Here is a 25016-nt window from a genome sequence, read left to right on the forward strand (position 1 = left end):
CACGGACGCGCTTCGACACAAAGACGGAAGAACGGAGTCGCCGGGTGACGGGTACGGACGGGCGCGACGAAGCGGAAGACTCGGGACCCAGCGGCTACGCGGCGGCCCGGCTGCGCCTCCTCGGTGAGGGGGCGCGGCCCGGGCCGCCGCGCCGTGGCGCCCTCGCGGAACTGACCGACGACTGGCTCGCCGGACTGTTCGGCGCGGCGGTCGGCGGCCTCGGCGGCGTCTCGCTCGTCGCCGTCGGCGGCTATGGCCGCGGGGAACTCTCCCCGCGCAGCGACCTCGACCTCGTGCTGCTGCACGACGGCTCGGACCCCGGCGCGGTCGCCGCCCTCGCCGACCGGCTCTGGTACCCGGTGTGGGACCTCGGCATCGCCCTGGACCACTCGGTGCGCACCCCGGCCGAGGCCCGCCGGACGGCCGGCGAGGACCTGAAGGTCCACCTCGGCCTCCTGGACGCCCGCCACCTCGCCGGCGACCACGGCCTCACCACCGGTCTGCGCACCGCCGTCCTCACCGAGTGGCGCAACCAGGCCCCCAAGCGCCTGCCCGAACTCCGGGAACTGTGCGCCGAGCGCGCCGAACGGCAGGGCGAACTGCGCTTCCTGCTGGAACCCGACCTCAAGGAGGCCCGCGGCGGCCTCCGCGACGCCACCGCCCTGCGCGCCGTCGCCGCGTCCTGGCTGGCCGACGCGCCGCGCGAGGGCCTGGCCGACGCCCGCCGCCGCCTCCTCGACGTCCGTGACGCCCTCCACCTGTCCACCGGCCGCGCCACCGACCGGCTCGCCCTCCAGGAGCAGGACCAGGTGGCCGCCGCACTGGGGCTGCTAGACGCCGACGCCCTGCTGCGGCAGGTCTACGAGGCGGCCCGCGTGATCGCGTACGCCAGCGACGTCACCTGGCGCGAAGTGGGGCGCGTGCTGCGCGCCCGCGCCGTCCGGCCGCGCCTGCGGAAACTGGCGAAGGACCGGGGCGACTTCCTGCGCAGGGCGGTGGCGGGCGACGGCGACAAGCCCGTCACCGAGCGTTCCCCGCTCGCCGAGGGCGTCGTCGAGCAGGACGGCGAGGTGGTGCTCGCCCGCGCCGCACGCCCCGAACGCGACCCCGTGCTCCCGCTGCGCGCCGCGGCCGCCGCCGCGCAGGCCGGCCTCCCGCTCTCCCCGCACGCCGTACGGCGCATGGCCGCCACCGCGCGCCCCCTGCCCGCGCCCTGGCCCGCCGAGGCCCGCGAACAGCTGGTCACCCTGCTCGGCTCCGGCCGCCCGACGGTCGACGTCTGGGAGGCACTGGAGGCCGACGGCCTGATCACCCGCCTGCTCCCCGACTGGGAACGGGTCCGCTGCCGCCCCCAGCGCAACGCCGTGCACGTGTGGACCGTCGACCGGCACCTGATCGAGACCGCCGTCCGCGCCTCCGAACTCGCCCGCCGCGTCAGCCGCCCCGACCTGCTTCTCGTCGCCGCGCTGCTGCACGACATCGGCAAGGGCTGGCCCGGTGACCACTCGGTGGCCGGTGAGATCATCGCCAGGGACGTCGCCGCGCGGATCGGCTTCGACCGCGCGGACGTGGCGGCACTGTCCACACTCGTGCGGCACCACCTGCTGCTGGTGGAGACGGCCACCCGCCGCGACCTGGACGATCCGGCCACGGTCCGCTCGGTCGCCGAGGCGGTCGGCACCCCGAGCATCCTGGAGCTGCTGCACGCCCTCACCGAGGCGGACGCCCTCGCCACCGGCCCGGCCGCCTGGTCCTCCTGGCGGGCCTCCCTGGTCGCCGACCTGGTCCGCCGGGTCCGTGCCGTCCTCGCCGGGGACGCCCCCGACGAGCCCGAGCCGGCCGCGCCCACCGCCGAACAGGAACGCCTCGGCATCGAGGCCTTCCGCACCGGCGGCCCGGTCCTCGCCCTGCGCGCCCAGACCGAACCCGTCCCGGACGAGGAACCCTCCGGCGACCCGGAACCCCTGGGCGTCGAGCTGATCATCGCCGTACCCGACCAGCCCGGCGTGCTGCCCGCGGTCGCCGGTGTCCTCGCCGTCCACCGCCTGACCGTCCGCACCGCGGAACTGCGGGCCCTGCGCCTGCCCGCGGACGTGGACGACGCCGGCTCGGTCCTCCTGCTGAACTGGCGGGTCGCCGCCGAGTACGGCTCCCTGCCGCAGGCGGCACGCCTGCGCGCCGACCTGGTCCGCGCCCTGGACGGCACCCTGGACATCGCCGGCCGCCTCGCCGAACGCGACGCGGCCTATCCCCGCCGCCGCGGCTGGACCGCGCCGCCGCCCCGCGTGACCGTGGCCCCGGCCGCCTCCCACCACGCCACCGTGATCGAGGTCCGCGCCCAGGACGCGCCGGGCCTGCTGTACCGCATCGGCATGGCCCTGGAGAAGGCGGGCGTACGGGTGCGGAGCATGCACGTGAGCACGCTGGGCTCCAACGCGGTGGACGCGTTCTACGTCACCACGGGCACGGGCGCGCCGCTGCCCGGCGAGGACGCCACGTCGACGGCCGGGGCCCTGGAGGAGACGCTGCGCGGGTGACCCTGCCCCGGTGCACCCGGCGCCGGGATACCCTGGAGGGCGATTCCCAGAAGACCGTCACCGACCCCGAGGACCGCGAGCGCCGTGTTCGACACTCTCTCCGATCGCCTGTCAGCGACTTTCAAGAACCTGCGCGGCAAGGGACGGCTCTCCGAGGCGGACATCGACGCCACGGCACGTGAGATCCGTATCGCGCTTCTCGAAGCGGACGTGGCGCTGCCCGTCGTGCGGTCGTTCATCAAGAACCTCAAGGAGCGCGCGCTCGGTGCCGACGTCTCCCGGGCGCTGAACCCCGCCCAGCAGGTCCTCAAGATCGTCAACGAGGAACTGGTCACCATCCTGGGCGGTGAGACCCGCCGCCTGCGCTTCGCCAAGCAGCCGCCCACCGTGATCATGCTGGCCGGTCTCCAGGGCGCCGGTAAGACCACCCTCGCGGGCAAGCTCGGCCGCTGGCTGAAGGAGCAGGGCCACTCCCCGCTGCTGGTCGCCTGCGACCTCCAGCGTCCCAACGCCGTCAACCAGCTGAGCGTCGTCGCCGAGCGCGCCGGCGTCGCGGTGTACGCCCCCGAGCCGGGCAACGGCGTCGGTGACCCGGTGAAGGTCGCCAAGGACTCCATCGAGTTCGCGAAGTCCAAGGTCCACGACATCGTGATCGTCGACACCGCTGGCCGCCTCGGCATCGACGCCGACATGATGCAGCAGGCCGCGGACATCCGGGACGCGGTGTCCCCGGACGAGATCCTGTTCGTGGTCGACGCCATGATCGGTCAGGACGCCGTCAACACCGCCGAGGCCTTCCGCGACGGCGTCGGCTTCGACGGTGTGGTCCTCTCCAAGCTCGACGGCGACGCCCGTGGTGGCGCGGCCCTGTCGATCCGGCAGATCACCGGCAAGCCGATCATGTTCGCGTCCAACGGCGAGAAGCTGGACGAGTTCGACGCGTTCCACCCGGACCGGATGGCCTCCCGCATCCTCGACATGGGTGACCTGCTCACCCTGATCGAGCAGGCGGAGAAGACGTTCAGCCAGGAAGAGGCCCAGAAGATGGCCTCGAAGCTGGCGTCCAGGAAGGGCCAGGACTTCACCCTGGACGACTTCCTGTCCCAGATGGAACAGGTCAGGAAGATGGGCAGCATCAGCAAGCTGCTCGGCATGCTCCCCGGCATGGGCCAGATCAAGGACCAGATCAACAACCTGGACGAGCGGGACGTCGACCGCACCGCCGCGATCATCAAGTCGATGACCCCGGCCGAGCGCCAGGAGCCGACGATCATCAACGGCTCCCGCCGCGCCCGTATCGCCAAGGGTTCGGGTGTCGAGGTCAGCGCGGTGAAGAACCTGGTCGAGCGGTTCTTCGAGGCCCGCAAGATGATGTCCCGCATGGCCCAGGGCGGCGGTATGCCGGGCATGCCGGGGATCCCGGGCATGGGCGGCGGCCCCGGCCGGCAGAAGAAGCAGCAGAAGAAGACCAAGGGCAAGCAGCGCTCCGGCAACCCGATGAAGCGCAAGCAGCAGGAGCTGGAGGCGGCCCAGCGCCGCGAGGCCGCCGCGCAGAACGGGGGCGCGCTCGGGCTGCCGGGCCAGCAGGTCCCCCAGGACTTCGAGCTGCCGGACGAGTTCAAGAAGTTCATGGGCTGACCGCGCCCATGGACCGACCGGGTCCCTACGTCGCCGGGGGCGCCCCTTCCGTATCGGGGGCGCCCCCGGCGCATGCCGGTGACGGGCCGGTGCCGTACCGCCCCGCTACGACCCACCCCGCGCCGCCGCGCGAGCCGCCGGACCGGCCCCGACGCACCGGGACGGACGCCCACCGGGTCGCGGGCAGCGCCCGTCCCACCGAGGACGGCCCCGGTCAGGGCACGCGGGCGACGAGGTAGCGGAAGACGTTCGGCATCCACACCGTGCCATCCGGGCGGCGGTGCGGATGCAGGGCCTCCGTCAGTTCCTTGTCCACCTGCCTGGCGTCGGTCGCCGCGATCGCCGCGTCGAACAGTCCGGTGGAGAGCAGCCCGCGGACGGCGCTGTCGAGGTCGGCGTACCCGAACGGGCAGGCGACCCGGCCCGAGCCGTCCGGCCGGAGGCCGGCCCGCTGCGCGGCCTCCTCCAGGTCGTCCCGCCGGGCCGGCCGCCAGCGGCCCGCGCCGCGCGGCGGCCCGGCCGGTTCCGCGGCCACCCGCAGCACCGAGGCGGTGGCGCAGCGCTCCGGCGGTCCCCAGCCGGCCAGCACCACGGCGGCCCCGCGCCCGGCCAGCGGCACCGCCGCGGCGAGGAGGTCGCCGAGCCCCTCGGGATCGCCCGCGAGGCCGCCGACCGGCTCCAGGACGGTGACCACGGTGTACCCGGCCGTCTCGGCGCCGGCCGCGCACCAGGGCGGGCCGTCGAGGAGGCGCGCGGCCGTACGCGCGCGCGTGCCGGGCGGGCCGCCCCGTCTGCCGGGCGGGAGGGCCGGCAGCAGACGTTCGCGTGCCAGGGCGAGCCGTTCGGGGGACGCGGAGTCGGCGCCCGTGACCGCGGCCCCTCGCGAGGCCGCCATCAGCAGGGCCAGTCCGGCCCCGCAGCGCAGGCCCAGCAGCCGGGTGCCGGGACCCACGTCGAGTCGGTCGTACACGGTTTCGTACAGGGGTACGAGCATCCGCTCCTGGATCTCGGACCAGTCACGCGCGCGTGCGCTCCGGTCCACGCGCGGTGCGGAGACCGCGTGAGACACGTGCTGCCGCACGAGCGTAGGTGTCATAGGTAAGCGCCCCAATCCGCCGACAGTTCGCCGCCGCGCCCGGTCGCATGGCCCCCGTGTGCCGTGCGCGCGCCCTTCCCACGTATGCCAGGTAACTCCCGCCTCGCGGTGCCGTCCAGGGGTCGAGGACCCCGGCTTGATGCCGCGACACCGGTGTGGCGAGAATTCACGTCCCGGCAATCCGGCCGGCCGTACGGTGTCCGTTCCGCAGGGACGGGCCGGTGCCGGGGTACCGGGCGGCTCGGAGTAACGTCACGAGCGCCGTGGACGCTGACCGAGGTGAGACCGAGCGCCGGAAGCGGCCGAAACACCTCTTGCGGATCCGCCGCTCATCGTTGTGCCAGGGCGTACGGGCCCGGGCGTAGCGCGGACTACGCACCAGCTTGGTAGGAGCTGCGAGGCTTCTCCGCAGATCAGCGCACCCGCCCTCGTCTCCACGCATCAGCGGCAACTGACGGGTACGTGCAAATTATTTGGGATGCCCCGGAATCGGAACACAGCGGCACCCCCGCTCGTTGTCATTACGTGAGCACGACACAGACACCACCTGTTCTCGCCGCGGAGCTGGCGCAGGCGTGGGCCGACATTCAGCGGTACCACCCCGAGCTGCCGGATCTCGCCGCGCCGGAGTCCCTGATCGGAGAGTCGTCGTCCGCGTGCGGACACGCACTCTCCTTCGAACGACTGCTCCATGAGGCAGTCCACGGCATCGCCGCCGCCCGGGGGGTCCGCGACACCTCCCGGGCCGGCCGCTATCACAACCGTCGTTTCCTCGCGATCGCCGAGGAGCTGGGCCTGGACCACCCCGAGGAGCCGCACCCGAGCAGCGGTTTCTCGCTGGTCACACTCAACCCTGAGGCGAAGCGCCGTTACCGCCCGACCATCGAGCGGCTCCAGCGCGCGCTGAAGGCCCACACGGCGGCCACCTCGGCCGACACCTCCCGGACCTTCCGCGGCCCGGCCGCCCGGCACGGATCCTCCGGCGGCGGCGTCCGGGTCAAGGCGGTGTGCGACTGCGGCCGCAACGTCCGGGTCGTCCCCTCGGTCCTGGCCCAGGCCCCCATCGTCTGCGGCGGCTGCGGCAAGCCGTTCCGGATCCCGGAGGTCGTGGGGGCGGCGTAGTCACGAACCACGTCACCGGCATCTCGTGGGTGCCGGACGAGGGCGTCGCACCCCGCCGACGGTCGTGCCTCCCCCCGGCTCCTTCCGGCCGGGGGGACTCCGTCCCGCACGGGCGGGCGCGGACACCACCCGCACGGTCACGTCCACGCCGGGTGCCGCACCGCGCTGCCCGGCCCCAGCTCACGCACCCTCGGCGGAAGGCGACCCGCCGGGTATGGCACAATGGCTAGCTGTACTCGACAGCCGCACAGGACCCCTCTCTCCTCCGGCTGACGCGTCCGTCGGGCACTCGGGTACCGCAACCCCACGCGGCGTCCTGCCGTGCCCAACTCACGTCAAATCCAGGAGAACCCACTCCCGTGGCAGTCAAGATCAAGCTGAAGCGTCTGGGCAAGATCCGTTCGCCTCACTACCGCATCGTCGTCGCCGACTCCCGTACCCGCCGTGACGGCCGGGCCATCGAGGAGATCGGCAAGTACCACCCGACCTACCACCCGTCGATCATCGAGGTGGACGCCGACCGCGTGGCGTACTGGCTCGGTGTCGGCGCTCAGCCGACCGAGCCCGTCCTCGCCATCCTGAAGAAGACCGGCGACTGGCAGAAGTTCAAGGGCGAGCCGGCTCCCGCGCCGCTCCTCGTCGCCGAGCCGAAGGCCGCTCGTCCGACGTTCGAGGCTCTCGGCGGAGACGACGAGGGCAAGGGTGAGGCCATCACCCAGAAGAAGAAGGCTGAGAAGAAGGACGAGGCCGCTGCCGAGTCCTCCGAGTCGACCGAGGCCTGACCAGCATGCTCGAAGAGGCGCTTGAGCACCTCGTGAAGGGCATCGTCGACAACCCTGACGATGTGCAGGTCGCCTCGCGTGACCTGCGCCGCGGTCGTGTGCTCGAGGTCCGGGTCCACCCGGACGACCTCGGCAAGGTCATCGGCCGCAACGGCCGTACCGCGCGCGCCCTGCGCACCGTCGTGGGCGCCATCGGCGGTCGCGGTGTCCGCGTCGACCTCGTCGACGTGGACCACGTCCGCTGACGCTTCATCGACACCGGCTCGGGCCGGGGATGGCCACTGGGCCGTCCCCGGCCCGCAGTCGTGTGAGGCAGAAGATGACAGGAGAATTGGACACGTGCAGCTGGTAGTCGCACGGATCGGCCGCGCCCACGGCATCAAGGGCGAGGTCACCGTCGAGGTACGTACCGACGAGCCCGAACTGCGGCTCGCCCCGGGCGCCGTCCTGGCCACCGACCCGGCCTCCACCGGGCCGCTCACCATCGCCACCGGGCGGGTCCACAGCGGCCGTCTGCTCCTGCGTTTCGAGGGCGTCACCGACCGCAGCGCCGCGGAGGCCCTGCGCAACACCCTGCTGATCGCCGAGATCGACCCCGAGGAACTCCCCGAGGGCGAGGACGAGTACTACGACCATCAGCTGATCGATCTCGACGTGGTCACCGAGGACGGCACCGAGGTCGGCCGGATCACCGAGGTCTCGCACCTGCCCTCCCAGGACCTGTTCATCGTGGAACGCCCGGACGGCAGCGAGGTGATGATCCCCTTCGTGGAGGAGATCGTCACCGAGATCGACCTGGAGGAGCAGAAGGCGGTCATCGCGCCTCCGCCGGGCCTGATCGACGACCGCGCCGAGATCGCCTCCGCCAGGGACGAAGAGGCATGAGGCTCGACGTCGTCACGATCTTCCCCGAGTACCTGGACCCGCTGAACGTCTCCCTCGTCGGCAAGGCACGCGCGCGCGGACAGCTCGACGTCCACGTGCACGACCTGCGCGCGTGGACGTACGACCGGCACAACACCGTCGACGACACCCCGTACGGCGGCGGCCCCGGCATGGTCATGAAGACCGACCCCTGGGGCGACGCCCTGGACACGGTCCTCGCCGACGGCTACGACAAGGGCGCCCGGTCTCCCGCGCTCATCGTGCCCACCCCCAGCGGCCGGCCCTTCACCCAGGAACTGGCCGTAGAGCTGTCCGAACGGCCCTGGCTGGTCTTCACCCCGGCCCGATACGAGGGCATCGACCGGCGGGTCATCGACGAGTACGCGACCCGCATGCCGGTCCACGAGATCTCCATCGGCGACTACGTCCTCGCCGGCGGCGAGGCGGCCGTCCTCGTCATCACGGAGGCCGTGGCCCGGCTGCTGCCCGGCGTCCTCGGCAACGCCGAGTCCCACCGCGACGACTCCTTCGCGCCCGGCGCGATGGCGAGCCTCCTCGAAGGCCCCGTCTACACCAAGCCGCCCGTCTGGCGCGGCCGGGACATCCCCGAGGTGCTGCTCAGCGGCCACCACGGCAGGATCGCCCGCTGGCGCCGCGACGAGGCCCTGCGGCGTACGACGGCCAACCGGCCGGACCTGATCGAGCGCTGCGCCCCCGGGGCCTTCGACAAGAAGGACCGCGAGATGCTCTCCGTCCTCGGCTGGGAACCGGACCCGGAGGGTGACCCGTACGGCCGATTTTGGCGCCGGGCGAGCGGCATGGAAGAATAGGCCGATGTTGTGCGTCCGTCCGGCGCGCGCCCCTGCCACAGGGGGACACGACGCCCGCCCGACCGTACGACAGACCTCTTGTACACCTATCTCCCGTTGATGACCTGTGGCATCGACGAAGAAAGCAGACGAAATGTCTCACCTGCTCGACACCGTCGACGGCGCGTCGCTGCGCACCGACATCCCGGCCTTCCGCCCGGGTGACACCGTCAACGTGCACGTCCGCGTCATCGAGGGCAACCGCTCCCGTGTGCAGCAGTTCAAGGGCGTGGTGATCCGTCGCCAGGGCTCCGGCGTCCGCGAGACCTTCACGGTCCGCAAGGTCTCGTTCTCCGTCGGCGTCGAGCGCACCTTCCCGGTGCACACCCCGATCGTCGAGAAGATCGAGCTGGTCACCCGTGGTGACGTGCGCCGCGCCAAGCTGTACTACCTCCGTGAGCTGCGCGGCAAGGCCGCGAAGATCAAGGAGAAGCGCGACAACTGAGTGCGCCCCCGGCGTCACAGCGGGGCCGGATAGCATCTGGCCCCGATGGACACCGAAGCTCAGCCGACGGAACGCGACCGCCCCTCCCGCCCGGAGTCCCCGGGTAGGGAGGGCCGGTCGCGTTTCGCGTTGGCGGCACGTATCGCCGACTGGGTCCCGGGCGGCCGGATCACCCTCGGCCTCTTCGCCTGCCTGGCGTTCCTGCTGCTCCTCAACGCCTTCGTGATGCAGCCGTTCCAGATCCCGAGCGGATCCATGGAGCAGGGGTTGAGGATCGGGGACCGCATTCTCGTAAACAAGTTGGCGTACCGTTTCGGTGCCCAGCCGCGCCGCGGCGACGTGATCGTCTTCGACGGGACCGGATATTTCGGGAACGCCGACTACGTCAAACGCGTGGTCGGGGTGGGCGGGGACCACGTGGTCTGCTGCGACCAGAAGGGAAGGCTCGAGGTGAACGGCCGGCCGGTCGACGAGACGGCGATCCTCTATCCGGGGGACGCCCCCTCCGGCGTGCCCTTCGACGTCGCCGTGCCCGCCGGGCGCCTGTTCGTCCTCGGCGACCACCGCGGCGACTCCAGCGACTCCCGCGACCATCTCGGCTCACCCGGCGGCGGCATGATCCCCGTGGGCGACGTCATCGGCCGCGCGGACTGGATCGTGTGGCCCTACCGCCACTGGACGCATCTGACCCGGCCGTCCGCCTACGCGCGCGTGTCCGCCGCGGCAGGCGCCCATGGGTAACCGCGGCAAACGGCGCGGCCCGCCCGGCACGCCCGCCGACGACCTGCTGCCCACCGGCGCCCGCCGCACCTCCACGTCCGGAGGCGGCCGCACGCGCGCGGAGCGGCGGAAACTCCAGCGCAAGGTCAAGCGCAAGCGCAGGCGTTCCGCCGTCCGGGAGATCCCCCTGCTGGTCGGCGTCGCCGTCCTCATAGCGCTCGTCCTGAAGACGTTCCTCGTCCAGGCGTTCGTGATCCCCTCCGGATCCATGGAGGAGACCATCCGGATCGGCGACCGGGTCCTGGTCGACAAGTTCACCCCGTGGTTCGGCTCCAGGCCCGAGCGCGGCGACGTCGTCGTCTTCCACGACCCGGGCGGCTGGCTCCAGGACGAGCAGACCGCCAAGAAGAACGACCCCGTCGTCGTCAAGCAGCTCAAGGAAGGCCTGACGTTCATCGGCCTGCTGCCCTCCGACAACGAGAAGGACCTGATCAAACGGGTCATCGGGGTCGGCGGCGACCACGTCAAGTGCTGCGACGCACAGGGCCGCGTCACCGTCAACGGCGTACCGCTCACCGAGGGCGACTACGTGTACCCGGGGGACGCGCCCTCCGCCACGCCCTTCGACATCACCGTCCCCAAGGGCCGGCTGTGGGTGATGGGCGACCACCGAGGTAATTCCGCGGACTCCCGCTTCCACCAGAACACGCCCTACGGCGGCACGGTCTCCGAGAACTCGGTGGTCGGCCGGGCCATGGTCATCGGCTGGCCGCTCGGCCACTGGACGCGCCTGGAGGAACCTAAAACCTTTGCAAGTGTCACCGACTCCGTGTCGGGGACGACCGCGGCTCACCGGCCGTCGCATAGGGTTGCCCAGGAGAATCCGAACGGAACGACCCGGCTCCCGACCCCTGCGGAACTCCCGCTCGTTATGGGAGTGGTGGGCCTGCGGCGTATGCGGGGCAGGCGGCGGCAGAGAGTGAGGAGTTGGCGTGGGGGATGTGGCGGTTGGCGCACGGTCGGGACACGACGGCGAGGAGAACCGCGGGCGTCCCGGGGAACCGGACGCGTCCGGCCGGGACGGCGCCATGACCTCCGGGAACGAGGCGGCGACCGGCGAGGGCGCACCGGACGCTGAGCAGCGCGGCGACGCCGGGGACGCGGGCACGGACGGTTCCGGCCGCCGGCCGGTGAAGCCGCGCTCGTTCTGGAAGGAACTCCCGCTCCTGATCGGTATCGCGCTGGTCCTGGCGCTACTGATCAAGACGTTCCTGGTGCAGGCGTTCTCGATCCCGTCGGACTCGATGCAGAACACCCTCCAGCAGGGTGACCGCGTCCTCGTCGACAAGCTCACCCCGTGGTTCGGTTCCGAGCCCGAGCGCGGCGAGGTCGTCGTCTTCCACGACCCGGACGACTGGCTGGCGGGCGAGCCGACACCGAACCCGAACCCGGTGCAGAAGGTCCTCAGCTGGGTCGGCCTGATGCCGTCGGCGGAGGAGAAGGACCTCATCAAGCGCGTGATCGGGGTCGGCGGCGACACGGTCGAGTGCAAGGGCAGCGGCCCGCTGAAGGTCAACGGCAAGGCGCTGAACGAGCCGTACGTCTACCCGGGCAACACCCCGTGCACCGTGGACGACCTGGGCGGCCAGTTCAAGGTGAAGGTCCCCAAGGGCTACATCTGGGTGATGGGCGACCACCGCCAGAACTCCCGTGACTCGCGTTACAACCAGTCGGACAAGAACCACGGCATGGTCCCCGTCGACAAGGCCGTCGGCCGCGCCATCGTCAAGGCGTGGCCGATCAACCGCTGGGGCACCCTGCCGGTCCCGGACACCTTCGACCAGCCCGGCCTGGACCGGCAGTCCTCCGCCGCCGCGTCCCTGACGGTGGCCCCGCAGGGCGCGGCCGTCGCCGCGGTCCTGCCGGTGGCCGTGTGGCGGCGCCGGCGTGCGAACCGGCCGGAGACCGGGGCCGCGCCGAAGGCCACCTCCGGACAAGGCTGACCCCGCCGGAAAACAGGGACTCCCCCCGCTCGGTACCGCCGGGTAGGGTGCGGGTCCATGGGTGGCGAGAGCATGACGCGTACGGCCCCGCAGCGCGGCGGCACCGGTACGGCACGGGCCGGCGGTGGCCGGGTCGGGCAGCGGTTGTCCGGGCTGGCCGTGGCGCTGGGCGTGGTGCTGTTCCTCGGCGGCTTCGCGTGGGGCGCGGTGGTCTACCGGCCGTACACCGTGCCCACCAGCTCCATGACCCCCACCATCGACGCCGGTGACCGGGTCATGGCCCAGCGCGTCGACGGGGACGAGGTGCGGCGCGGTGACGTGGTCGTCTTCGAGGACAAGAGCTGGGTCGACAACGCGAAGGTGGTCAAGCGCGTGGTCGCCGTCGGCGGCGACACCGTCTCCTGCTGCACCGACGGCAAGCTGACGGTCAACGGCAAGCAGATCGACGAGCCCTACCTGCCCAAGGGCAGCCTGGCCGAGAACAAGGACGTTCCCGAGGTGACCGTGCCGAAGGGCCGGCTGTTCCTCCTCGGCGACGAGCGCCAGGGCTCCCTGGACTCCACCGCCCACCTCACGGACACGGCCCGGGGCACCGTCTCCCGTGACGCCGTCTCGGCCCGCGTGGACGCCGTCGTCTGGCCCTGGAGGGGCATGCTCGCGCGCCCCACCGGCTTCGAACCGCTCGGCGCCCTCTCCCGGCCCGGCCCGCTGCGCACGATCGAGCTGCTGATCGCCGCCGGCGCCGTCCTGATCCTCGGCGGCGGCGCCTACGGCCCGATAGCGGGCCTGTTCGGCCGCTCCCGCGCCCGCACCGCCCACCCGGGGACGACCGGTGCCGGCTGAGACCGCACGACCGGCCGGGGACCCCCACGACGGCGACCACGACGGCGAGCAGCCGTACGGGGGCCTGGGACCCTCCGAGGACGAGCGTGGCCTGCGCAAGGTGGCCCGGGTGGTGCTGCTCGACCCGCGGGACCGCATCCTGCTGCTGCACGGCCACGAGCCGGACGACCCGGCCGACGACTGGTGGTTCACGCCCGGCGGCGGTCTGGAGGGCGCCGAGACCCGCGAGGAGGCCGCGCTGCGGGAACTCGCCGAGGAGACCGGCATCACCGACGTCGACCTCGGCCCCGTGCTCTGGCGGCGCCGCTGCTCGTTCCCGTTCGCGGGCCGCCGCTGGGACCAGGACGAGTGGTACTACCTGGCCCGTACCGCCCGGACGGACATCGCGGCGACGGGGCTGACGGAGCTGGAACGGCGCACTGTCGCCGGAGCGCGCTGGTGGACGTGCCGGGAACTGACCCGGGCACATGAGACGGTGTATCCGACCAGACTCGCCGAGCTGCTGCGCACGCTGCTCGTCGAAGGTCCCCCGGCCAGGCCCGTGACCCTCGACACGGAAATCGTCTGAGGGAATGCCGGACTGGCGCACAATGGGTGGATCGCACGGCTGAAGGGGAACATGCCATGAGCGCCGAGGACCTCGAGAAGTACGAGACCGAGATGGAGCTGAAGCTCTACCGGGAGTACCGAGACGTCGTCGGTCTGTTCAAATACGTGATCGAGACCGAGCGACGCTTCTATCTCACCAACGACTACGAGATGCAGGTGCACTCGGTCCAGGGCGAGGTGTTCTTCGAGGTGAGCATGGCGGACGCCTGGGTCTGGGACATGTACCGACCGGCGCGCTTCGTCAAGCAGGTCCGCGTCCTCACGTTCAAGGACGTGAATATCGAAGAGCTGAACAAGAGCGACCTGGAACTCCCGAGCGGCTGATGACCTGGACTTTCCCCGCTCGCCGCCCGTTCGGGTGACGGAGTTCTCCACAACCGCCGATCCATCCACCAAGATCAACACTTGGGGACGGGACGCGTGACGGTTGGCGCCGGAGGTGGTGCCGACATGAACGCACGAGAAGCAATCGGCAAGTACGGCGAGGACCTGGCCGCCCGGCGGCTCGCCGAGACCGGCATGACGATCCTGGAGCGCAACTGGCGCTGCGGACGGACCGGCGAGATCGACATCGTGGCGCGGGACGGCGACGCACTGGTCGTCTGCGAGGTGAAGACCCGCAGAGGCGGTGGCTACGAACATCCGATGGCCGCCGTCACCCCCGAGAAGGCCGCCAGGCTGCGCCGGCTCGCCGCACACTGGATCCAGGCCCACGGCGGAGCCCCGCCAGGCGGCGTCCGCATCGACCTGATCGGCGTGGTGCTGCCCCGCCGGGGCGCCCCGTCCGTCGAGCACGCCCGGGGGGTGGCCTGAATGGCGTTCGCCCGCACGTGCTCGGTGGCCCTCGTCGGCGTCGACGGCGTGGTCGTCGAGGTCCAGGCCGACCTCGAACCCGGCGTCGCCGCGTTCACCCTGGTCGGCCTCCCGGACAAGAGCCTGACGGAAAGCCGGGACCGGGTCCGGGCGGCGGTGGTGAACTCGGGAGCCGAATGGCCGCAGAAGAAGCTCACCGTCGGACTCAGCCCGGCCTCGGTGCCCAAAGCCGGCTCCGGCTTCGACCTCGCCGTCGCCTGTGCGGTGCTCGGTGCCGCCGAGCGCATCGACCCCCGGGTACTCGCCGACATCGTCATGATCGGAGAGCTCGGCCTGGACGGCCGGGTCCGGCCGGTGAGGGGCATCCTGCCCGCCGTACTGGCCGCGGCCGACGCCGGGTACGAGCAGGTGGTCGTACCCGAGTGCGCCGCCGCCGAGGCCGCACTCGTCCCCGGTGTGTCCGTGCTCGGCGTGCGCAGCCTGCGGCAGCTCATCGCGGTCCTCACCGACGAACCCGTCCCCGACGAGGCACCCGACGATCACGGCCGCCCCGACCCGCTCCTGGCGGGACTGCGGGTACCGGGCACGGGTGCCGCCACCGGCATGCACAGCAGCGGCGCCGCACAGCACGACCAGGACCACGACCTGGCGGACGTCGTGGGGCAGCTCTCCGCCCGCACCGCCGTGGAGGTGTCCGCCGCCGGAGGCCACCACCTCTTCCTGGAGGGACCACCCGGCGCGGGCAAGACCATGCTCGCCGAACGCCTGCCCGCCGTCCTTCCCCCACTCACCCGGGAGGAGTCGCTGGAGGTGACGGCGGTGCACTCGGTCGCGGGACTGCTGCCACCGGGCAAGCCGCTCATCGACGCCGCACCCTACTGCGCACCGCACCACTCGGCCACGATGCAGTCACTCGTCGGCGGCGGAGCGGGCTTCGCGCGCCCGGGAGCGGTGTCCCTCGCCCATCGAGGGGTGCTGTTCCTCGACGAGGCGCCCGAGTTCCGCAGCCAGACCCTGGACGCGCTGCGCCAGCCACTGGAGTCGGGGCACGTCGTCATCGCGCGCAGCGCCGGCGTGGTCCGGTTCCCGGCGAGATTCCTCATGGTGCTGGCGGCCAACCCCTGCCCCTGCGGACGGTTCTCACCGCGCGACTCGCTGTGCGAGTGCCCCCCGTCGGTGATCCGCCGCTACCAGTCCCGGCTGTCCGGACCGCTCCTGGACAGGGTGGACCTGCGTGTCGAGGTTGACCCGGTCACCCGGGCCCAGCTCACCGAGCCCGGCGCGCGAGGTGAGACCACGGCGACCGTGGCGCAGCGGGTACGGCAGGCCCGGGAGCGGGCCGCGGCCCGCTTCGCCGGCACCCCGTGGCACACCAACAGCGAGGTGCCCGGCCGGGAGCTGCGCAGCCGGTACCAGGCCGTTTCCGGGGCGATGGACGAGGCCGAACGCAACCTGGAGCGGGGCGTGCTCACCGCCCGTGGCATCGACCGGGTCCTGCGCGTCGCCTGGACGGTGGCCGACCTCGTCGGGCACGACCGACCGGACGCGACCGACGTGGCCCTGGCCCTGCAACTGCGCACCGGCGTCCCCCGAGGGGTGCCGATGGCGATCGGAGCCCTGACATGACCGCGGCCGCGGACCCCGGCGACGAACGGCTCGGGCGGGTCTTTCTCGGACGGGTCGTCGAGCCGGGGGACGAGGTCGGTGGACGGTGGGTGCGGGAGTTCGGGGTGGGGGAGGTGGTGCGGCAGCTGCGGGGTGGCGGGGAGCCGTTGCCCGGGGTGAGCGCCACCCGGTGGGCGGGGCTCCTCGCCCGGGCCGGGCGGGCCGAGCCGGAGCGGGACCTCGGCTCGGCGCGGGCCGCGGGGGCGCGGTTCCTGTGTCCGGGGGACAGCGAGTGGCCCCGGCAGCTCGACGACCTCGGGGACGCCCGGCCGGTCGGGCTGTGGGTGCGGGGCCGGCCGAGTCTGCGGATGTGGGCGCTGCGGTCCGTCGCCGTGGTGGGGGCCCGCGCGTGCACCGGGTACGGCACCCACGTGGCGGCCACCCTCGCCTCGGACCTCGCCGAGCGCGGCTGGGTGGTGGTGTCGGGTGGCGCGTACGGCATCGACGGCGCGGCCCATCGCGGGACGCTCGCCGCCCGCGGTGCCACCGTCGCCGTCCTGGCCTGCGGCGTCGACCGGCCCTACCCGCGCGGCCACACCGCGTTGCTCGACCGGATCGCGGAACAGGGACTGCTGGTGGGCGAGTTGCCGCCCGGGGACCATCCGACCCCGAGCCGGTTCATCCTGCGCAACCGGGTGATCGCCGCCCTGACCCGGGGCACCGTCGTCGTGGAGGCCGCCCGCCGCAGCGGCTCGCTGGCCACCGCGCGGGCCGCCCAGCGCCTGGGCCGGTTCACCATGGGCGTGCCCGGCCCGGTCACCAGCGCCCTGTCCGCCGGCGTGCACGAGCTGCTGCGCGACGAGGCCACCCTGGTCACCGATGCCGCGGACGTCGTGGAACTCGTGGGTGACATGGGTGACCTCGCACCCGCCCGGCGGGGCCCGGTCCTCCCGCGCGACCTGCTGGAGCCGGCCGCCCGGACCGTCCTCGCCGCCCTGCCCGGCAACCGTGCCGCCCCCGCCGGGGAGATCGCGCTCGGCGCTGGTACGACACCGGATGAGGCGATCGCGAGACTGTACGAACTCCGAGCACTTGGTTACGTCGAACGACACGGCGATGGCTGGAAGTTGACACGCCAGGCGATGACCTCGCTCCGGGGTGGCCACCGCCCCCGCTGACCGAGCGTGTTCGGCCGTCCGGGGGAACCCCCGACGCCCTTGGGGTTTCCCGGAGTTGGCCCCTGCGGCCGGTCACGCACAGCGAGCCGCCGACCGGGGCCGCCCGCCCGGCGCGAGCGCCCCGCGCACGGGTGGTGCCTCACTGTTCGCACACCGCGACTCCTCAGTCACGCTACGCTCACGAAAGCGGTGGTGCAGACCGCGCCAACCCCGCACCAGACCGACACCTCACCCAGTCAGCCCACCCGCTCCCACCTCGCAGCAAGTCACGGCACTTCACGGCAGAACGGCACAAGGCGACGAATGCCCCAGCACACCTCCGGGTCCGACCGGGCGGCGATCCCCCCAGCCGCCCGCGACGGTGGCAACGTGCGGCCGCCCGCTCCCTCGACGCTCGACGAGCTGTGGCGGTCGTACAAGGCGACGGGGGACGACCGGCTGCGGGAGCAGCTGATCCTGCACTACTCGCCGCTCGTGAAATACGTCGCGGGCCGGGTCAGCGTCGGTCTGCCGCCCAACGTGGAGCAGGCGGACTTCGTCTCCTCCGGCGTCTTCGGGCTGATCGACGCGATCGAGAAGTTCGACATCGACCGGGAGATCAAGTTCGAGACGTACGCGATCACCCGGATCCGCGGCGCGATGATCGACGAACTGCGGGCGCTGGACTGGATCCCCCGCTCGGTGCGGCAGAAGGCGCGCAACGTCGAGCGCGCCTACGCCACCCTGGAGGCGCGGCTGCGGCGGACGCCGACCGAGAGCGAGGTCGCCGCCGAGCTGGATATGGAGGTCGAGGAACTCCACGCGGTGTTCAGCCAGTTGTCACTGGCCAATGTCGTCGCCCTGGAGGAGCTGCTGCACGTCGGCGGCGAGGGCGGGGACCGGCTCAGCCTGATGGACACGCTGGAGGACACCGCCGCCGACAACCCGGTGGAGGTGGCCGAGGACCGGGAGCTGCGGCGGTTCCTCGCGCGGGCCATCAACACGTTGCCGGAGCGGGAGAAGACCGTGGTCACGCTGTACTACTACGAGGGACTCACCCTCGCCGAGATCGGCAACGTGCTGGGCGTCACCGAGAGCCGGGTCAGCCAGATCCACACCAAGTCGGTGCTCCAGCTGCGGGCGAAGCTGGCGAGCTTCGGGCGCTGAGTCGCTCCCGTTCGCCCGGGCGCGTCCGTAAAGTGGTCGGCGTGCCAAGGATTCGAGCGGCCTCCGTGGCCGAGCACCGGTCGATGCAGCGAGCCGCCCTGCTGGACGCGGCCCGGACCCTGCTGTCCGAGGGCGGGACGGAGGCGTTGACCTTTCCCGCGCTGGCCGAGCGGACCGGGCTCGCGCGGTCGTCGGTGTACGAGTACTTCCGGTCCCGGGCGGCCGTGGTCGAGGAGCTGTGCGAGGCCGACATCCCCGTGTGGGCGGCGGAGGTCGCCGCGGCGATGGAGCGCGCCGGCTCGCCCGAGGGCAAGGTCGAGGCCTATGTCCGGCAGCAGCTGGCCCTGGTCGGCGACCGGCGGCACCGGGCGGTCGTGGCCATCTCCGCCAGTGAGCTGGACGCCGGGGCCCGGGAGAAGATCCGCGCGGCCCACGGGGGGCTCGTCGCGATGATCGTCGAGGCGCTGGGGGAGCTGGGGCACGGCCAGCCCCGGCTGGCGGCGATGCTGTTGCAGGGGGTCGTGGACGCGGCGGTCCGGAGGATCGAGCTGGGCGCGGCCGAGGACCCCGCCGTGGTGACGGAGGCCGCGGTGACCATGGCCCTGCACGGCGTCCGAGGCTGACCGCCCTCCACCCCCCGCCCCCCCCACCCCACCCCACCCCCCCGCCCCCGCCCCTGGATGATCACCGGTCACGGCATGGGCACGCCCAGTACCGGCAGCAGTCTCGACGGGCCTCTGCGCAGCAGCCACGGGGGCAGCAGGGACAGTGGGTCCACGTAGGTCCCGCCTCGCAGCGCTCCCCAGTGCACGCACGCCGTCCTCGCGCAGTGCGAGCCCGTCGGCTCCACCACCCCCACCACCCCGCCCGCCTCCACCTCGTCACCCTCCCTCACCGAAGGGCTCACCGGCTCGTACGTGGTCCGCAGATCCGTTCCCGCCAGCTCCACCGAGACGACACCCCGCCCGGCCACCCGGCCCGCGAAGGACACCCGCCCCGGAGCCACCGCGCGCACCGGGGCGCCGGCCGGTGCGGCGAGGTCCACTCCCCGGTGCCCGGGGCCGTACACCGTCGCCGGCGGTTTCCAGCCGCGTACCACCGTCGGCCGGACACCCACCGGCCAGGTGCGGCCCACGGCCGGGACCGCAGCCCCGGGCGGCGGAGGCGCGGGCGGTGGCCCCGGTGGGTTGTCCGCCCAGGCAGGCGCGGACGGTGCGGCCGCCGCCGATCCGCACAGCAGAACCATCCACAACGCCACGTACCGCATCGCTCGTCGCATGCGAGAACCGTCCCGCATCCGCCGCGGGCCCCGCCGGACCCTGTGGACCACTCCCCGGTTGTGGACAGCGGCGTCACCCGGTACCCCGCCGGTCCCGTACACTTCTCATGGCGATCCGGGTCACCGGGTCGACTTCGCACGCCCCGGTACGGCGCCCGTCAAGGGTTCGTACCAAGCGCCCCTCGGTCCTTCGCGGCACGGCGCATCGCGGGCGTCAGGCGCGACCGCCGTCCGGCGGACGCGGCACAACCGAGAACACCAAGGAGAACGGCCATGGCCGTCGTCACGATGCGGGAGCTGCTGGAGAGCGGCGTCCACTTCGGTCACCAGACCCGTCGCTGGAACCCGAAGATGAAGCGCTTCATCTTCACCGAGCGCAACGGCATCTACATCATCGACCTGCTCCAGTCGCTGTCGTACATCGACCGCGCCTACGAGTTCGTCAAGGAGACCGTCGCCCACGGCGGCACGGTCATGTTCGTCGGCACGAAGAAGCAGGCGCAGGAGGCCATCGCCGAGCAGGCGACCCGCGTCGGCATGCCCTACGTGAACCAGCGCTGGCTGGGCGGCATGCTCACCAACTTCTCGACCGTCTACAAGCGTCTTCAGCGCCTGAAGGAACTCGAGCAGATCGACTTCGAGGACGTCGCGGCCTCCGGTCTGACCAAGAAGGAACTGCTGGTCCTCTCGCGCGAGAAGGCCAAGCTGGAGAAGACCCTCGGCGGTATCCGCGAGATGCAGAAGGTGCCCAGCGCCGTCTGGATCGTGGACACCAAGAAGGAGCACATCGCCGTCGGTGAGGCCCGGAAGCTGAACATTCCGGTCGTCGCGATCCTCGACACCAACTGCGACCCCGACGAGGTCGACTACAAGATCCCGGGCAACGACGACGCGATCCGCTCCGTCACCCTGCTCACCCGTGTGATCGCCGACGCCGTCGCCGAGGGCCTCATGTCCCGCTCCCGCGTCGCCACCGGCGACAAGGGCGAGAAGGCCGCTGCCGAGCCGCTCGCCGAGTGGGAGCGCGACCTGCTCGAGGGTGAGAAGAAGGACGAGGCTCCGGCCGCGGAGGCCGCCCCGGCCGCCGAGACCGAGGCTCCGGCCGCCGAGGCCGCCGAGGCCGCGGAGTCCGCCGAAGCCGCTCCGGCCGCCGAGGCCGAGGCCGAGGCTCCGGCCGAGGGCGAGAAGGCCGCCGAGGGCGAGCAGGCCTGACGCCGGTCCGTCAGCGTTCGACAGCGGGGCGGTACCGCATCCTGCGCCCCGGGCGCGATGAAGTCCGCCCCCGCTGTTCACCCGTAGGCCGGCAGGACGTACGCGGTCCGCGTTCACCCGTGGACGCGGACCGCGGACCGGACCGCCGACCGTGCGGATCTGAAGATCTTCCAGACTTCGAGAAAGACTCACAGACTCATGGCGAACTACACCGCCGCCGACGTCAAGAAGCTCCGTGAGCTCACCGGCGCCGGCATGATGGACTGCAAGAAGGCGCTGGACGAGGCCGAGGGCAGCGTCGACAAGGCTGTCGAGGCGCTGCGCATCAAGGGCCAGAAGGGCGTCGCCAAGCGCGAGGGCCGCTCCGCCGAGAACGGCGCCGTGGTCTCCATCATCGCCGGCGACAACTCCTCCGGTGTCCTGGTCGAGCTGAAGTGCGAGACGGACTTCGTCGCCAAGAGCGAGAAGTTCCAGGCCGTGGCCAACACCATCGCCGAGCACGTCGTCAAGACGAACCCGGCCGACCTCGAGGCCCTGCTCGCCTCCGAGATCGAGGCCGGCAAGACCGTGCAGGCGTACGTCGACGAGGCCAACGCCAACCTCGGCGAGAAGATCGTCCTGGACCGCTTCGCGCAGTTCACCGACGGTTACGTCAGCGCCTACATGCACCGCACCATGCCCGACCTGCCCCCGCAGATCGGTGTCCTGGTCGAGTTCGACAAGCCGAACGCCGAGGTCGCCAAGGGCGTCGCCCAGCACATCGCCGCGTTCGCGCCGAAGTACCTCTCCAAGGACGAGATCCCGGCCGAGGTCGTCGAGTCCGAGCGCCGCATCGCCGAGGAGACCACCCGCGCCGAGGGCAAGCCCGAGGCCGCGATCGCGAAGATCGTCGAGGGTCGTCTGAACGGCTTCTTCAAGGACGCGACGCTGCTCGGCCAGCCGTACGCGCTCGACAACAAGAAGTCGGTCCAGAAGGTGCTGGACGAGGCCGGTGTCACCCTGAAGCGCTTCTCGCGCATCAAGGTCGGCATCTGAGTCCGGACCGCGATCGACACCCGGCCCGCGGGGAGAACCCCGGGGAGATTCCCGGAGAACTCCCGATAGGGTCGACCGCAGTCGTCCGCGCACATCGCCACACCCCGGCGTGAGGGCGGACGGCAGCAGATCTGACGAGGAGGCCATTGCCGCGCATGGGAGCGAAAAGCACCCCCATCGGCAATGGCCTTCTTCGTATGCGCACCACGTGAAAGAGGCGGGATCCCCCATGACCACCAAGGCCCAGAAGAGCGACGACGGCAAAGTACACGGCCGGTTTCTGCTGAAGCTGTCCGGAGAGGCCTTCTCCGGTGGCGGGGGCCTGGGCGTCGACCCCGACGTGGTGCACAAGATCGCCCGCGAGATCGCCGCCGTCGTGCGTGACGGCGCGCAGGTCGCGGTCGTCATCGGCGGCGGCAACTTCTTCCGCGGCGCCGAACTCCAGCAGCGCGGCATGGACCGTGCCCGCTCCGACTACATGGGCATGCTCGGCACCGTGATGAACTGCCTCGCCCTCCAGGACTTCCTGGAGAAGGAGGGGATCCAGTCCCGCGTGCAGACCGCCATCACCATGGGGCAGGTCGCCGAGCCGTACATCCCGCTGCGTGCCGTGCGCCACCTGGAGAAGGGCCGCGTGGTCATCTTCGGCGCCGGCATGGGCATGCCGTACTTCTCCACCGACACCACCGCCGCCCAGCGCGCCCTGGAGATCGACGCCGAGGCGCTGCTCATGGGCAAGAACGGTGTGGACGGGGTCTACGACTCCGACCCCAAGACCAACCCCGACGCCGTCAAGTTCGACGCCCTCGGCTACGGCGAGGTCATCACCCGGGACCTCAAGGTCGCCGACGCCACCGCCATCACCCTGTGCCGCGACAACAAGCTGCCGATCCTCGTCTTCGAGCTTCTCGCCGAGGGCAATATCGCCCGCGCCGTCAAGGGTGAGAAGATCGGCACGCTGGTGGGCGAGCAGGGCAACCGGGACTGACCGGCACACCCCCGCCGCCCGGGGCGTGCCACCTGTCCGGGGGACGGACGGGACGCAGCCCGGCCGGAGGATGGACAATGTCCTGACGGTCGGGAACCGTGCAGGAAGAAGACGCGACGCAGCCGGCCGCCGCCTCGACGAGGAACCGCAGCCGGGCCTTACTCAAGACACGCAGGAGCAAGTGGTGATCGAAGAGACCCTCCTCGAGGCCGAGGAGAAGATGGAGAAGGCCGTCGTGGTCGCCAAGGAGGACTTCGCCGCGATCCGCACCGGCCGAGCGCACCCGGCGATGTTCAACAAGATCGTGGCCGACTACTACGGGGCCCCGACACCGATCAACCAGCTGGCCTCGTTCTCCGTGCCGGAGCCGCGCATGGCGGTCGTGACGCCGTTCGACAAGACCGCGCTGCGCAACATCGAGCAGGCCATCCGCGACTCGGACCTGGGCGTCAACCCCAGCAACGACGGCAACATCATCCGGGTGGTGTTCCCCGAGCTGACCGAGGAACGGCGCCGTGAGTACATCAAGGTCGCCAAGAGCAAGGGCGAGGACGCGAAGGTGTCCATCCGCTCCGTGCGCCGCAAGTCCAAGGACGCCATCGACAAGTTCGTCAAGGACGGCGAGATCGGTGAGGACGAGGGCCGCCGTGCGGAGAAGGAGCTCGACGACCTGACGGCCAAGTACGTCGCCCAGGTGGACGAGCTCCTCAAGCACAAGGAAGCGGAGCTGCTCGAAGTCTGATGAACGACTCTTCCTGGGGGGCGCCGCCGTCGGCGGGGCAGGCCGGGTACTGGGGGCCCGCCGAGGGCGGACCCGCCCAGCCTGCCCCGGGGGCCGTCCCGGCGGGTCCCGCGTACGATGCGCCTGAGGCGCAGCAGACTCGCCCCATGCCCGTCGTGCCCGACGTACCCGCGTACGTCGGGGACCAGGACGATGACCGGGGGGCCGCTCGGCCGGGCGGCCCCTTGTTCCCGAATGAGTCGTTCCCGAACGAGGCCCTCCACAACGGCACGTTCCGGAATGACACCTTCCAGAACGAGCCGTTCCAGAACGAGCCTTTCCAGACCGGGGGACTCCCGGCCGAGATCCAGAACCCGGAGCCCATGCCCGACGCCCCGCAGCCTCCGCCGCCGGCGCCGCAGAAGAAGAGCGCGGGCCGTGACCTGAGCGCGGCCATAGGGGTCGGTGTCGGGCTCGGCGTGGTGATCATCGCCTCGCTGTTCATCGTCAAGGCCGTGTTCATCGGCGTCATAGCCGTCGCCGTCGTCGTCGGGCTGTGGGAACTGACGAGCAGGCTCCAGGAACGCAAGGGCATCAAGGCGCCGCTCGTGCCGCTGGCGGTCGGCGGCGCGGCGATGGTCGTCGCCGGGTATGTGCGCGGCGCCGAGGGCGCGTGGGTCGCCATGGCCCTGACCGCCCTGGCCGTGCTGGTCTGGCGCATGACGGAACCACCGGAGGGCTACCTCAAGGACGTCACGGCCGGCGTCTTCGCGGCGTTCTACGTGCCCTTCCTGGCCACCTTCGTCGCGATGATGCTCACCGCGGACGACGGGCCCTGGCGCGTCCTGACCTTCCTGCTCCTGACGGTCGTCAGCGACACCGGCGCGTACGCGGTCGGCTGGCGCTTCGGCAAGAACCGGCTCGCCCCGCGCATCAGCCCCGGCAAGACCCGCGAGGGCCTGCTGGGAGCGGTGCTGTTCGCCATGGTCGCGGGCGCGCTGTGCATGCGTTTCCTGATCGACGACGGCGTCTGGTGGCAGGGCCTGCTGCTGGGCCTCGCGGTCGCGGCCAGCGCCACGCTGGGCGACCTGGGCGAGTCGATGATCAAGCGGGACCTGGGCATCAAGGACATGGGCACCCTGCTCCCCGGTCACGGCGGCATCATGGACCGGCTGGACTCCCTGCTGCCCACGGCTCCCGTGGTGTGGCTGCTGATGGTGGTCTTCGTCGGCGGCTGAGACCACCGAGCCGGGCATCGTACGACTTCCGGGCCCCCGTCCGCACACTGGACGGGGGCCCTTCGTCATGCCCGGGACCTGACCGTGCCCCCGGCATCAGCCCCGCCGGAGAGCCGTCACGCAGCCCGAAACCAACCGCCCCCGCTCCGGCGGTGGCCGGTCCGGAGGGAGGCGGCACCCGGATGCCGCAGCACGAGTCGGCGGGTGGGCTCCGCGCGCGGCAGACTCCTTCAGAGGACGGCGTTGCCCCGC

Annotated in this window: 26 protein-coding genes; 24 read left to right on the top strand and 2 right to left on the bottom strand. The window is 71.9% G+C overall.

Features of this window, described 5'->3' with window-relative positions:
* Positions 1-44 precede the first annotated feature (44 nt).
* Complete coding sequence (locus AB0F03_RS20895) at positions 45-2537, top strand: [protein-PII] uridylyltransferase (RefSeq protein WP_361993927.1); 2493 nt, start codon at positions 45-47, stop codon at positions 2535-2537.
* Positions 2538-2621: 84 nt separating this feature from the next.
* A complete protein-coding gene (gene ffh / locus AB0F03_RS20900; RefSeq protein ID WP_361993930.1) occupies positions 2622-4175 on the top strand; it encodes a signal recognition particle protein in 1554 nt (517 codons plus the stop codon).
* 214 nt (positions 4176-4389) lie between these two features.
* Here the strand turns inward: ffh and AB0F03_RS20905 are convergent, their stop codons facing one another.
* The gene (locus AB0F03_RS20905; RefSeq protein ID WP_361993933.1) at positions 4390-5271 is read right to left on the bottom strand and encodes an SAM-dependent methyltransferase; all 882 of its coding nucleotides are present in this window, start codon (positions 5269-5271) and stop codon (positions 4390-4392) included.
* 525 nt (positions 5272-5796) lie between these two features.
* Between AB0F03_RS20905 and AB0F03_RS20910 the strand changes: the two genes are divergently transcribed.
* The 17 genes from AB0F03_RS20910 to AB0F03_RS20990 all read left to right on the top strand — a co-directional run bounded on the left by AB0F03_RS20910 (position 5797) and on the right by AB0F03_RS20990 (position 18914).
* Positions 5797-6393 (top strand): hypothetical protein, encoded by a 597-nt coding sequence (locus tag AB0F03_RS20910; RefSeq protein WP_361993936.1) that lies wholly within the window; start codon positions 5797-5799, stop codon positions 6391-6393.
* 359 nt (positions 6394-6752) lie between these two features.
* On the top strand, positions 6753-7175 hold the full coding sequence (rpsP, locus tag AB0F03_RS20915) for a 30S ribosomal protein S16 (RefSeq protein WP_121786685.1): 423 nt from the start codon (positions 6753-6755) through the stop codon (positions 7173-7175).
* A gap of 5 nt (positions 7176-7180) precedes the next feature.
* Positions 7181-7420 (top strand): RNA-binding protein, encoded by a 240-nt coding sequence (locus AB0F03_RS20920; RefSeq protein ID WP_005479813.1) that lies wholly within the window; start codon positions 7181-7183, stop codon positions 7418-7420.
* 94 nt (positions 7421-7514) lie between these two features.
* Complete coding sequence (gene rimM, locus AB0F03_RS20925; RefSeq protein WP_361993939.1) at positions 7515-8060, top strand: ribosome maturation factor RimM; 546 nt, start codon at positions 7515-7517, stop codon at positions 8058-8060.
* On the top strand, positions 8057-8890 hold the full coding sequence (gene trmD / locus AB0F03_RS20930; protein WP_361993942.1) for a tRNA (guanosine(37)-N1)-methyltransferase TrmD: 834 nt from the start codon (positions 8057-8059) through the stop codon (positions 8888-8890). Before rimM ends, trmD begins: the two co-directional genes overlap by 4 nt.
* Positions 8891-9023: 133 nt before the next feature.
* Positions 9024-9374, top strand: a complete 351-nt coding sequence (rplS, locus tag AB0F03_RS20935) for a 50S ribosomal protein L19 (RefSeq protein WP_121786682.1) — start codon at positions 9024-9026, stop codon at positions 9372-9374.
* A 45-nt stretch (positions 9375-9419) separates the two neighbouring features.
* Entirely contained in the window at positions 9420-10115 is a 696-nt protein-coding gene (gene lepB / locus AB0F03_RS20940) for a signal peptidase I (protein ID WP_361993945.1), read from the top strand.
* Positions 10108-11232 (top strand): signal peptidase I, encoded by a 1125-nt coding sequence (lepB, locus tag AB0F03_RS20945; RefSeq protein ID WP_361993948.1) that lies wholly within the window; start codon positions 10108-10110, stop codon positions 11230-11232. Before lepB (AB0F03_RS20940) ends, lepB (AB0F03_RS20945) begins: the two co-directional genes overlap by 8 nt.
* On the top strand, positions 11183-12097 hold the full coding sequence (gene lepB, locus AB0F03_RS20950) for a signal peptidase I (RefSeq protein ID WP_361993951.1): 915 nt from the start codon (positions 11183-11185) through the stop codon (positions 12095-12097). The genes lepB (AB0F03_RS20945) and lepB (AB0F03_RS20950) overlap by 50 nt, the downstream gene beginning before the upstream one ends.
* Before the next feature lie 57 nt (positions 12098-12154).
* A complete protein-coding gene (gene lepB / locus AB0F03_RS20955) occupies positions 12155-12940 on the top strand; it encodes a signal peptidase I (protein WP_361993954.1) in 786 nt (261 codons plus the stop codon).
* A gap of 64 nt (positions 12941-13004) precedes the next feature.
* Entirely contained in the window at positions 13005-13508 is a 504-nt protein-coding gene (locus AB0F03_RS20960) for an NUDIX hydrolase (RefSeq protein ID WP_361994225.1), read from the top strand.
* Between the two features lie 56 nt (positions 13509-13564).
* A complete protein-coding gene (locus AB0F03_RS20965; protein WP_003993268.1) occupies positions 13565-13873 on the top strand; it encodes a DUF2469 domain-containing protein in 309 nt (102 codons plus the stop codon).
* Positions 13874-13999: 126 nt separating this feature from the next.
* Positions 14000-14362, top strand: a complete 363-nt coding sequence (locus tag AB0F03_RS20970; protein WP_361993957.1) for a YraN family protein — start codon at positions 14000-14002, stop codon at positions 14360-14362.
* Complete coding sequence (locus AB0F03_RS20975; RefSeq protein ID WP_361993960.1) at positions 14363-15988, top strand: YifB family Mg chelatase-like AAA ATPase; 1626 nt, start codon at positions 14363-14365, stop codon at positions 15986-15988. It begins immediately after the preceding gene.
* Complete coding sequence (gene dprA, locus AB0F03_RS20980; protein WP_361993963.1) at positions 15985-17145, top strand: DNA-processing protein DprA; 1161 nt, start codon at positions 15985-15987, stop codon at positions 17143-17145. The genes AB0F03_RS20975 and dprA overlap by 4 nt, the downstream gene beginning before the upstream one ends.
* A 303-nt stretch (positions 17146-17448) precedes the next feature.
* The gene (gene whiG, locus AB0F03_RS20985; protein WP_361993966.1) at positions 17449-18291 is read left to right on the top strand and encodes an RNA polymerase sigma factor WhiG; all 843 of its coding nucleotides are present in this window, start codon (positions 17449-17451) and stop codon (positions 18289-18291) included.
* A gap of 65 nt (positions 18292-18356) precedes the next feature.
* Positions 18357-18914: a helix-turn-helix domain-containing protein gene (locus AB0F03_RS20990; protein ID WP_361994228.1), complete on the top strand. Its 558-nt coding sequence runs from the start codon at positions 18357-18359 to the stop codon at positions 18912-18914.
* Positions 18915-18982: 68 nt separating this feature from the next.
* Here AB0F03_RS20990 and AB0F03_RS20995 read toward each other — a convergent pair whose 3' ends face one another.
* On the bottom strand, positions 18983-19588 hold the full coding sequence (locus AB0F03_RS20995) for a M23 family metallopeptidase (RefSeq protein WP_361993969.1): 606 nt from the start codon (positions 19586-19588) through the stop codon (positions 18983-18985).
* A gap of 255 nt (positions 19589-19843) precedes the next feature.
* On the opposite strand from AB0F03_RS20995, the gene rpsB reads away from it, so the two are divergent.
* The 5 genes from rpsB (at position 19844) to AB0F03_RS21020 (ending at position 24764) form a co-directional block, all read left to right on the top strand.
* Complete coding sequence (gene rpsB / locus AB0F03_RS21000) at positions 19844-20782, top strand: 30S ribosomal protein S2 (RefSeq protein ID WP_361993972.1); 939 nt, start codon at positions 19844-19846, stop codon at positions 20780-20782.
* Between the two features lie 198 nt (positions 20783-20980).
* Positions 20981-21817: a translation elongation factor Ts gene (gene tsf, locus AB0F03_RS21005; RefSeq protein WP_361993975.1), complete on the top strand. Its 837-nt coding sequence runs from the start codon at positions 20981-20983 to the stop codon at positions 21815-21817.
* Between the two features lie 229 nt (positions 21818-22046).
* Complete coding sequence (gene pyrH, locus AB0F03_RS21010) at positions 22047-22805, top strand: UMP kinase (protein ID WP_361993977.1); 759 nt, start codon at positions 22047-22049, stop codon at positions 22803-22805.
* Positions 22806-22989: 184 nt separating this feature from the next.
* Positions 22990-23547 carry a ribosome recycling factor gene (gene frr / locus AB0F03_RS21015; RefSeq protein WP_361993979.1) on the top strand — a complete coding sequence of 186 codons (558 nt, stop codon included), beginning with the start codon at positions 22990-22992 and terminating at the stop codon, positions 23545-23547.
* Positions 23547-24764, top strand: a complete 1218-nt coding sequence (locus AB0F03_RS21020; RefSeq protein WP_361993981.1) for a phosphatidate cytidylyltransferase — start codon at positions 23547-23549, stop codon at positions 24762-24764. Before frr ends, AB0F03_RS21020 begins: the two co-directional genes overlap by 1 nt.
* Positions 24765-25016: the final 252 nt, after the last annotated feature.

The organism is Streptomyces sp. NPDC028722 (genome assembly GCF_040637655.1).
GTDB lineage: Bacteria > Actinomycetota > Actinomycetes > Streptomycetales > Streptomycetaceae > Streptomyces.

Coding starts and splice junctions, on each gene's coding strand:
- AB0F03_RS20905 (WP_361993933.1), bottom strand. CDS start 5,271: ATGACACCTACGCTCGTGCGGCAGCACGTGTCTCACGCGGTCTCCGCA.
- AB0F03_RS20920 (WP_005479813.1), top strand. CDS start 7,181: ATGCTCGAAGAGGCGCTTGAGCACCTCGTGAAGGGCATCGTCGACAAC.
- trmD (WP_361993942.1), top strand. CDS start 8,057: ATGAGGCTCGACGTCGTCACGATCTTCCCCGAGTACCTGGACCCGCTG.
- rplS (WP_121786682.1), top strand. CDS start 9,024: ATGTCTCACCTGCTCGACACCGTCGACGGCGCGTCGCTGCGCACCGAC.
- lepB (WP_361993945.1), top strand. CDS start 9,420: ATGGACACCGAAGCTCAGCCGACGGAACGCGACCGCCCCTCCCGCCCG.
- lepB (WP_361993948.1), top strand. CDS start 10,108: ATGGGTAACCGCGGCAAACGGCGCGGCCCGCCCGGCACGCCCGCCGAC.
- lepB (WP_361993951.1), top strand. CDS start 11,183: ATGACCTCCGGGAACGAGGCGGCGACCGGCGAGGGCGCACCGGACGCT.
- lepB (WP_361993954.1), top strand. CDS start 12,155: ATGGGTGGCGAGAGCATGACGCGTACGGCCCCGCAGCGCGGCGGCACC.
- AB0F03_RS20965 (WP_003993268.1), top strand. CDS start 13,565: ATGAGCGCCGAGGACCTCGAGAAGTACGAGACCGAGATGGAGCTGAAG.
- AB0F03_RS20970 (WP_361993957.1), top strand. CDS start 14,000: ATGAACGCACGAGAAGCAATCGGCAAGTACGGCGAGGACCTGGCCGCC.
- AB0F03_RS20975 (WP_361993960.1), top strand. CDS start 14,363: ATGGCGTTCGCCCGCACGTGCTCGGTGGCCCTCGTCGGCGTCGACGGC.
- dprA (WP_361993963.1), top strand. CDS start 15,985: ATGACCGCGGCCGCGGACCCCGGCGACGAACGGCTCGGGCGGGTCTTT.
- whiG (WP_361993966.1), top strand. CDS start 17,449: ATGCCCCAGCACACCTCCGGGTCCGACCGGGCGGCGATCCCCCCAGCC.
- AB0F03_RS20995 (WP_361993969.1), bottom strand. CDS start 19,588: ATGCGGGACGGTTCTCGCATGCGACGAGCGATGCGGTACGTGGCGTTG.
- rpsB (WP_361993972.1), top strand. CDS start 19,844: ATGGCCGTCGTCACGATGCGGGAGCTGCTGGAGAGCGGCGTCCACTTC.
- tsf (WP_361993975.1), top strand. CDS start 20,981: ATGGCGAACTACACCGCCGCCGACGTCAAGAAGCTCCGTGAGCTCACC.
- pyrH (WP_361993977.1), top strand. CDS start 22,047: ATGACCACCAAGGCCCAGAAGAGCGACGACGGCAAAGTACACGGCCGG.
- AB0F03_RS21020 (WP_361993981.1), top strand. CDS start 23,547: ATGAACGACTCTTCCTGGGGGGCGCCGCCGTCGGCGGGGCAGGCCGGG.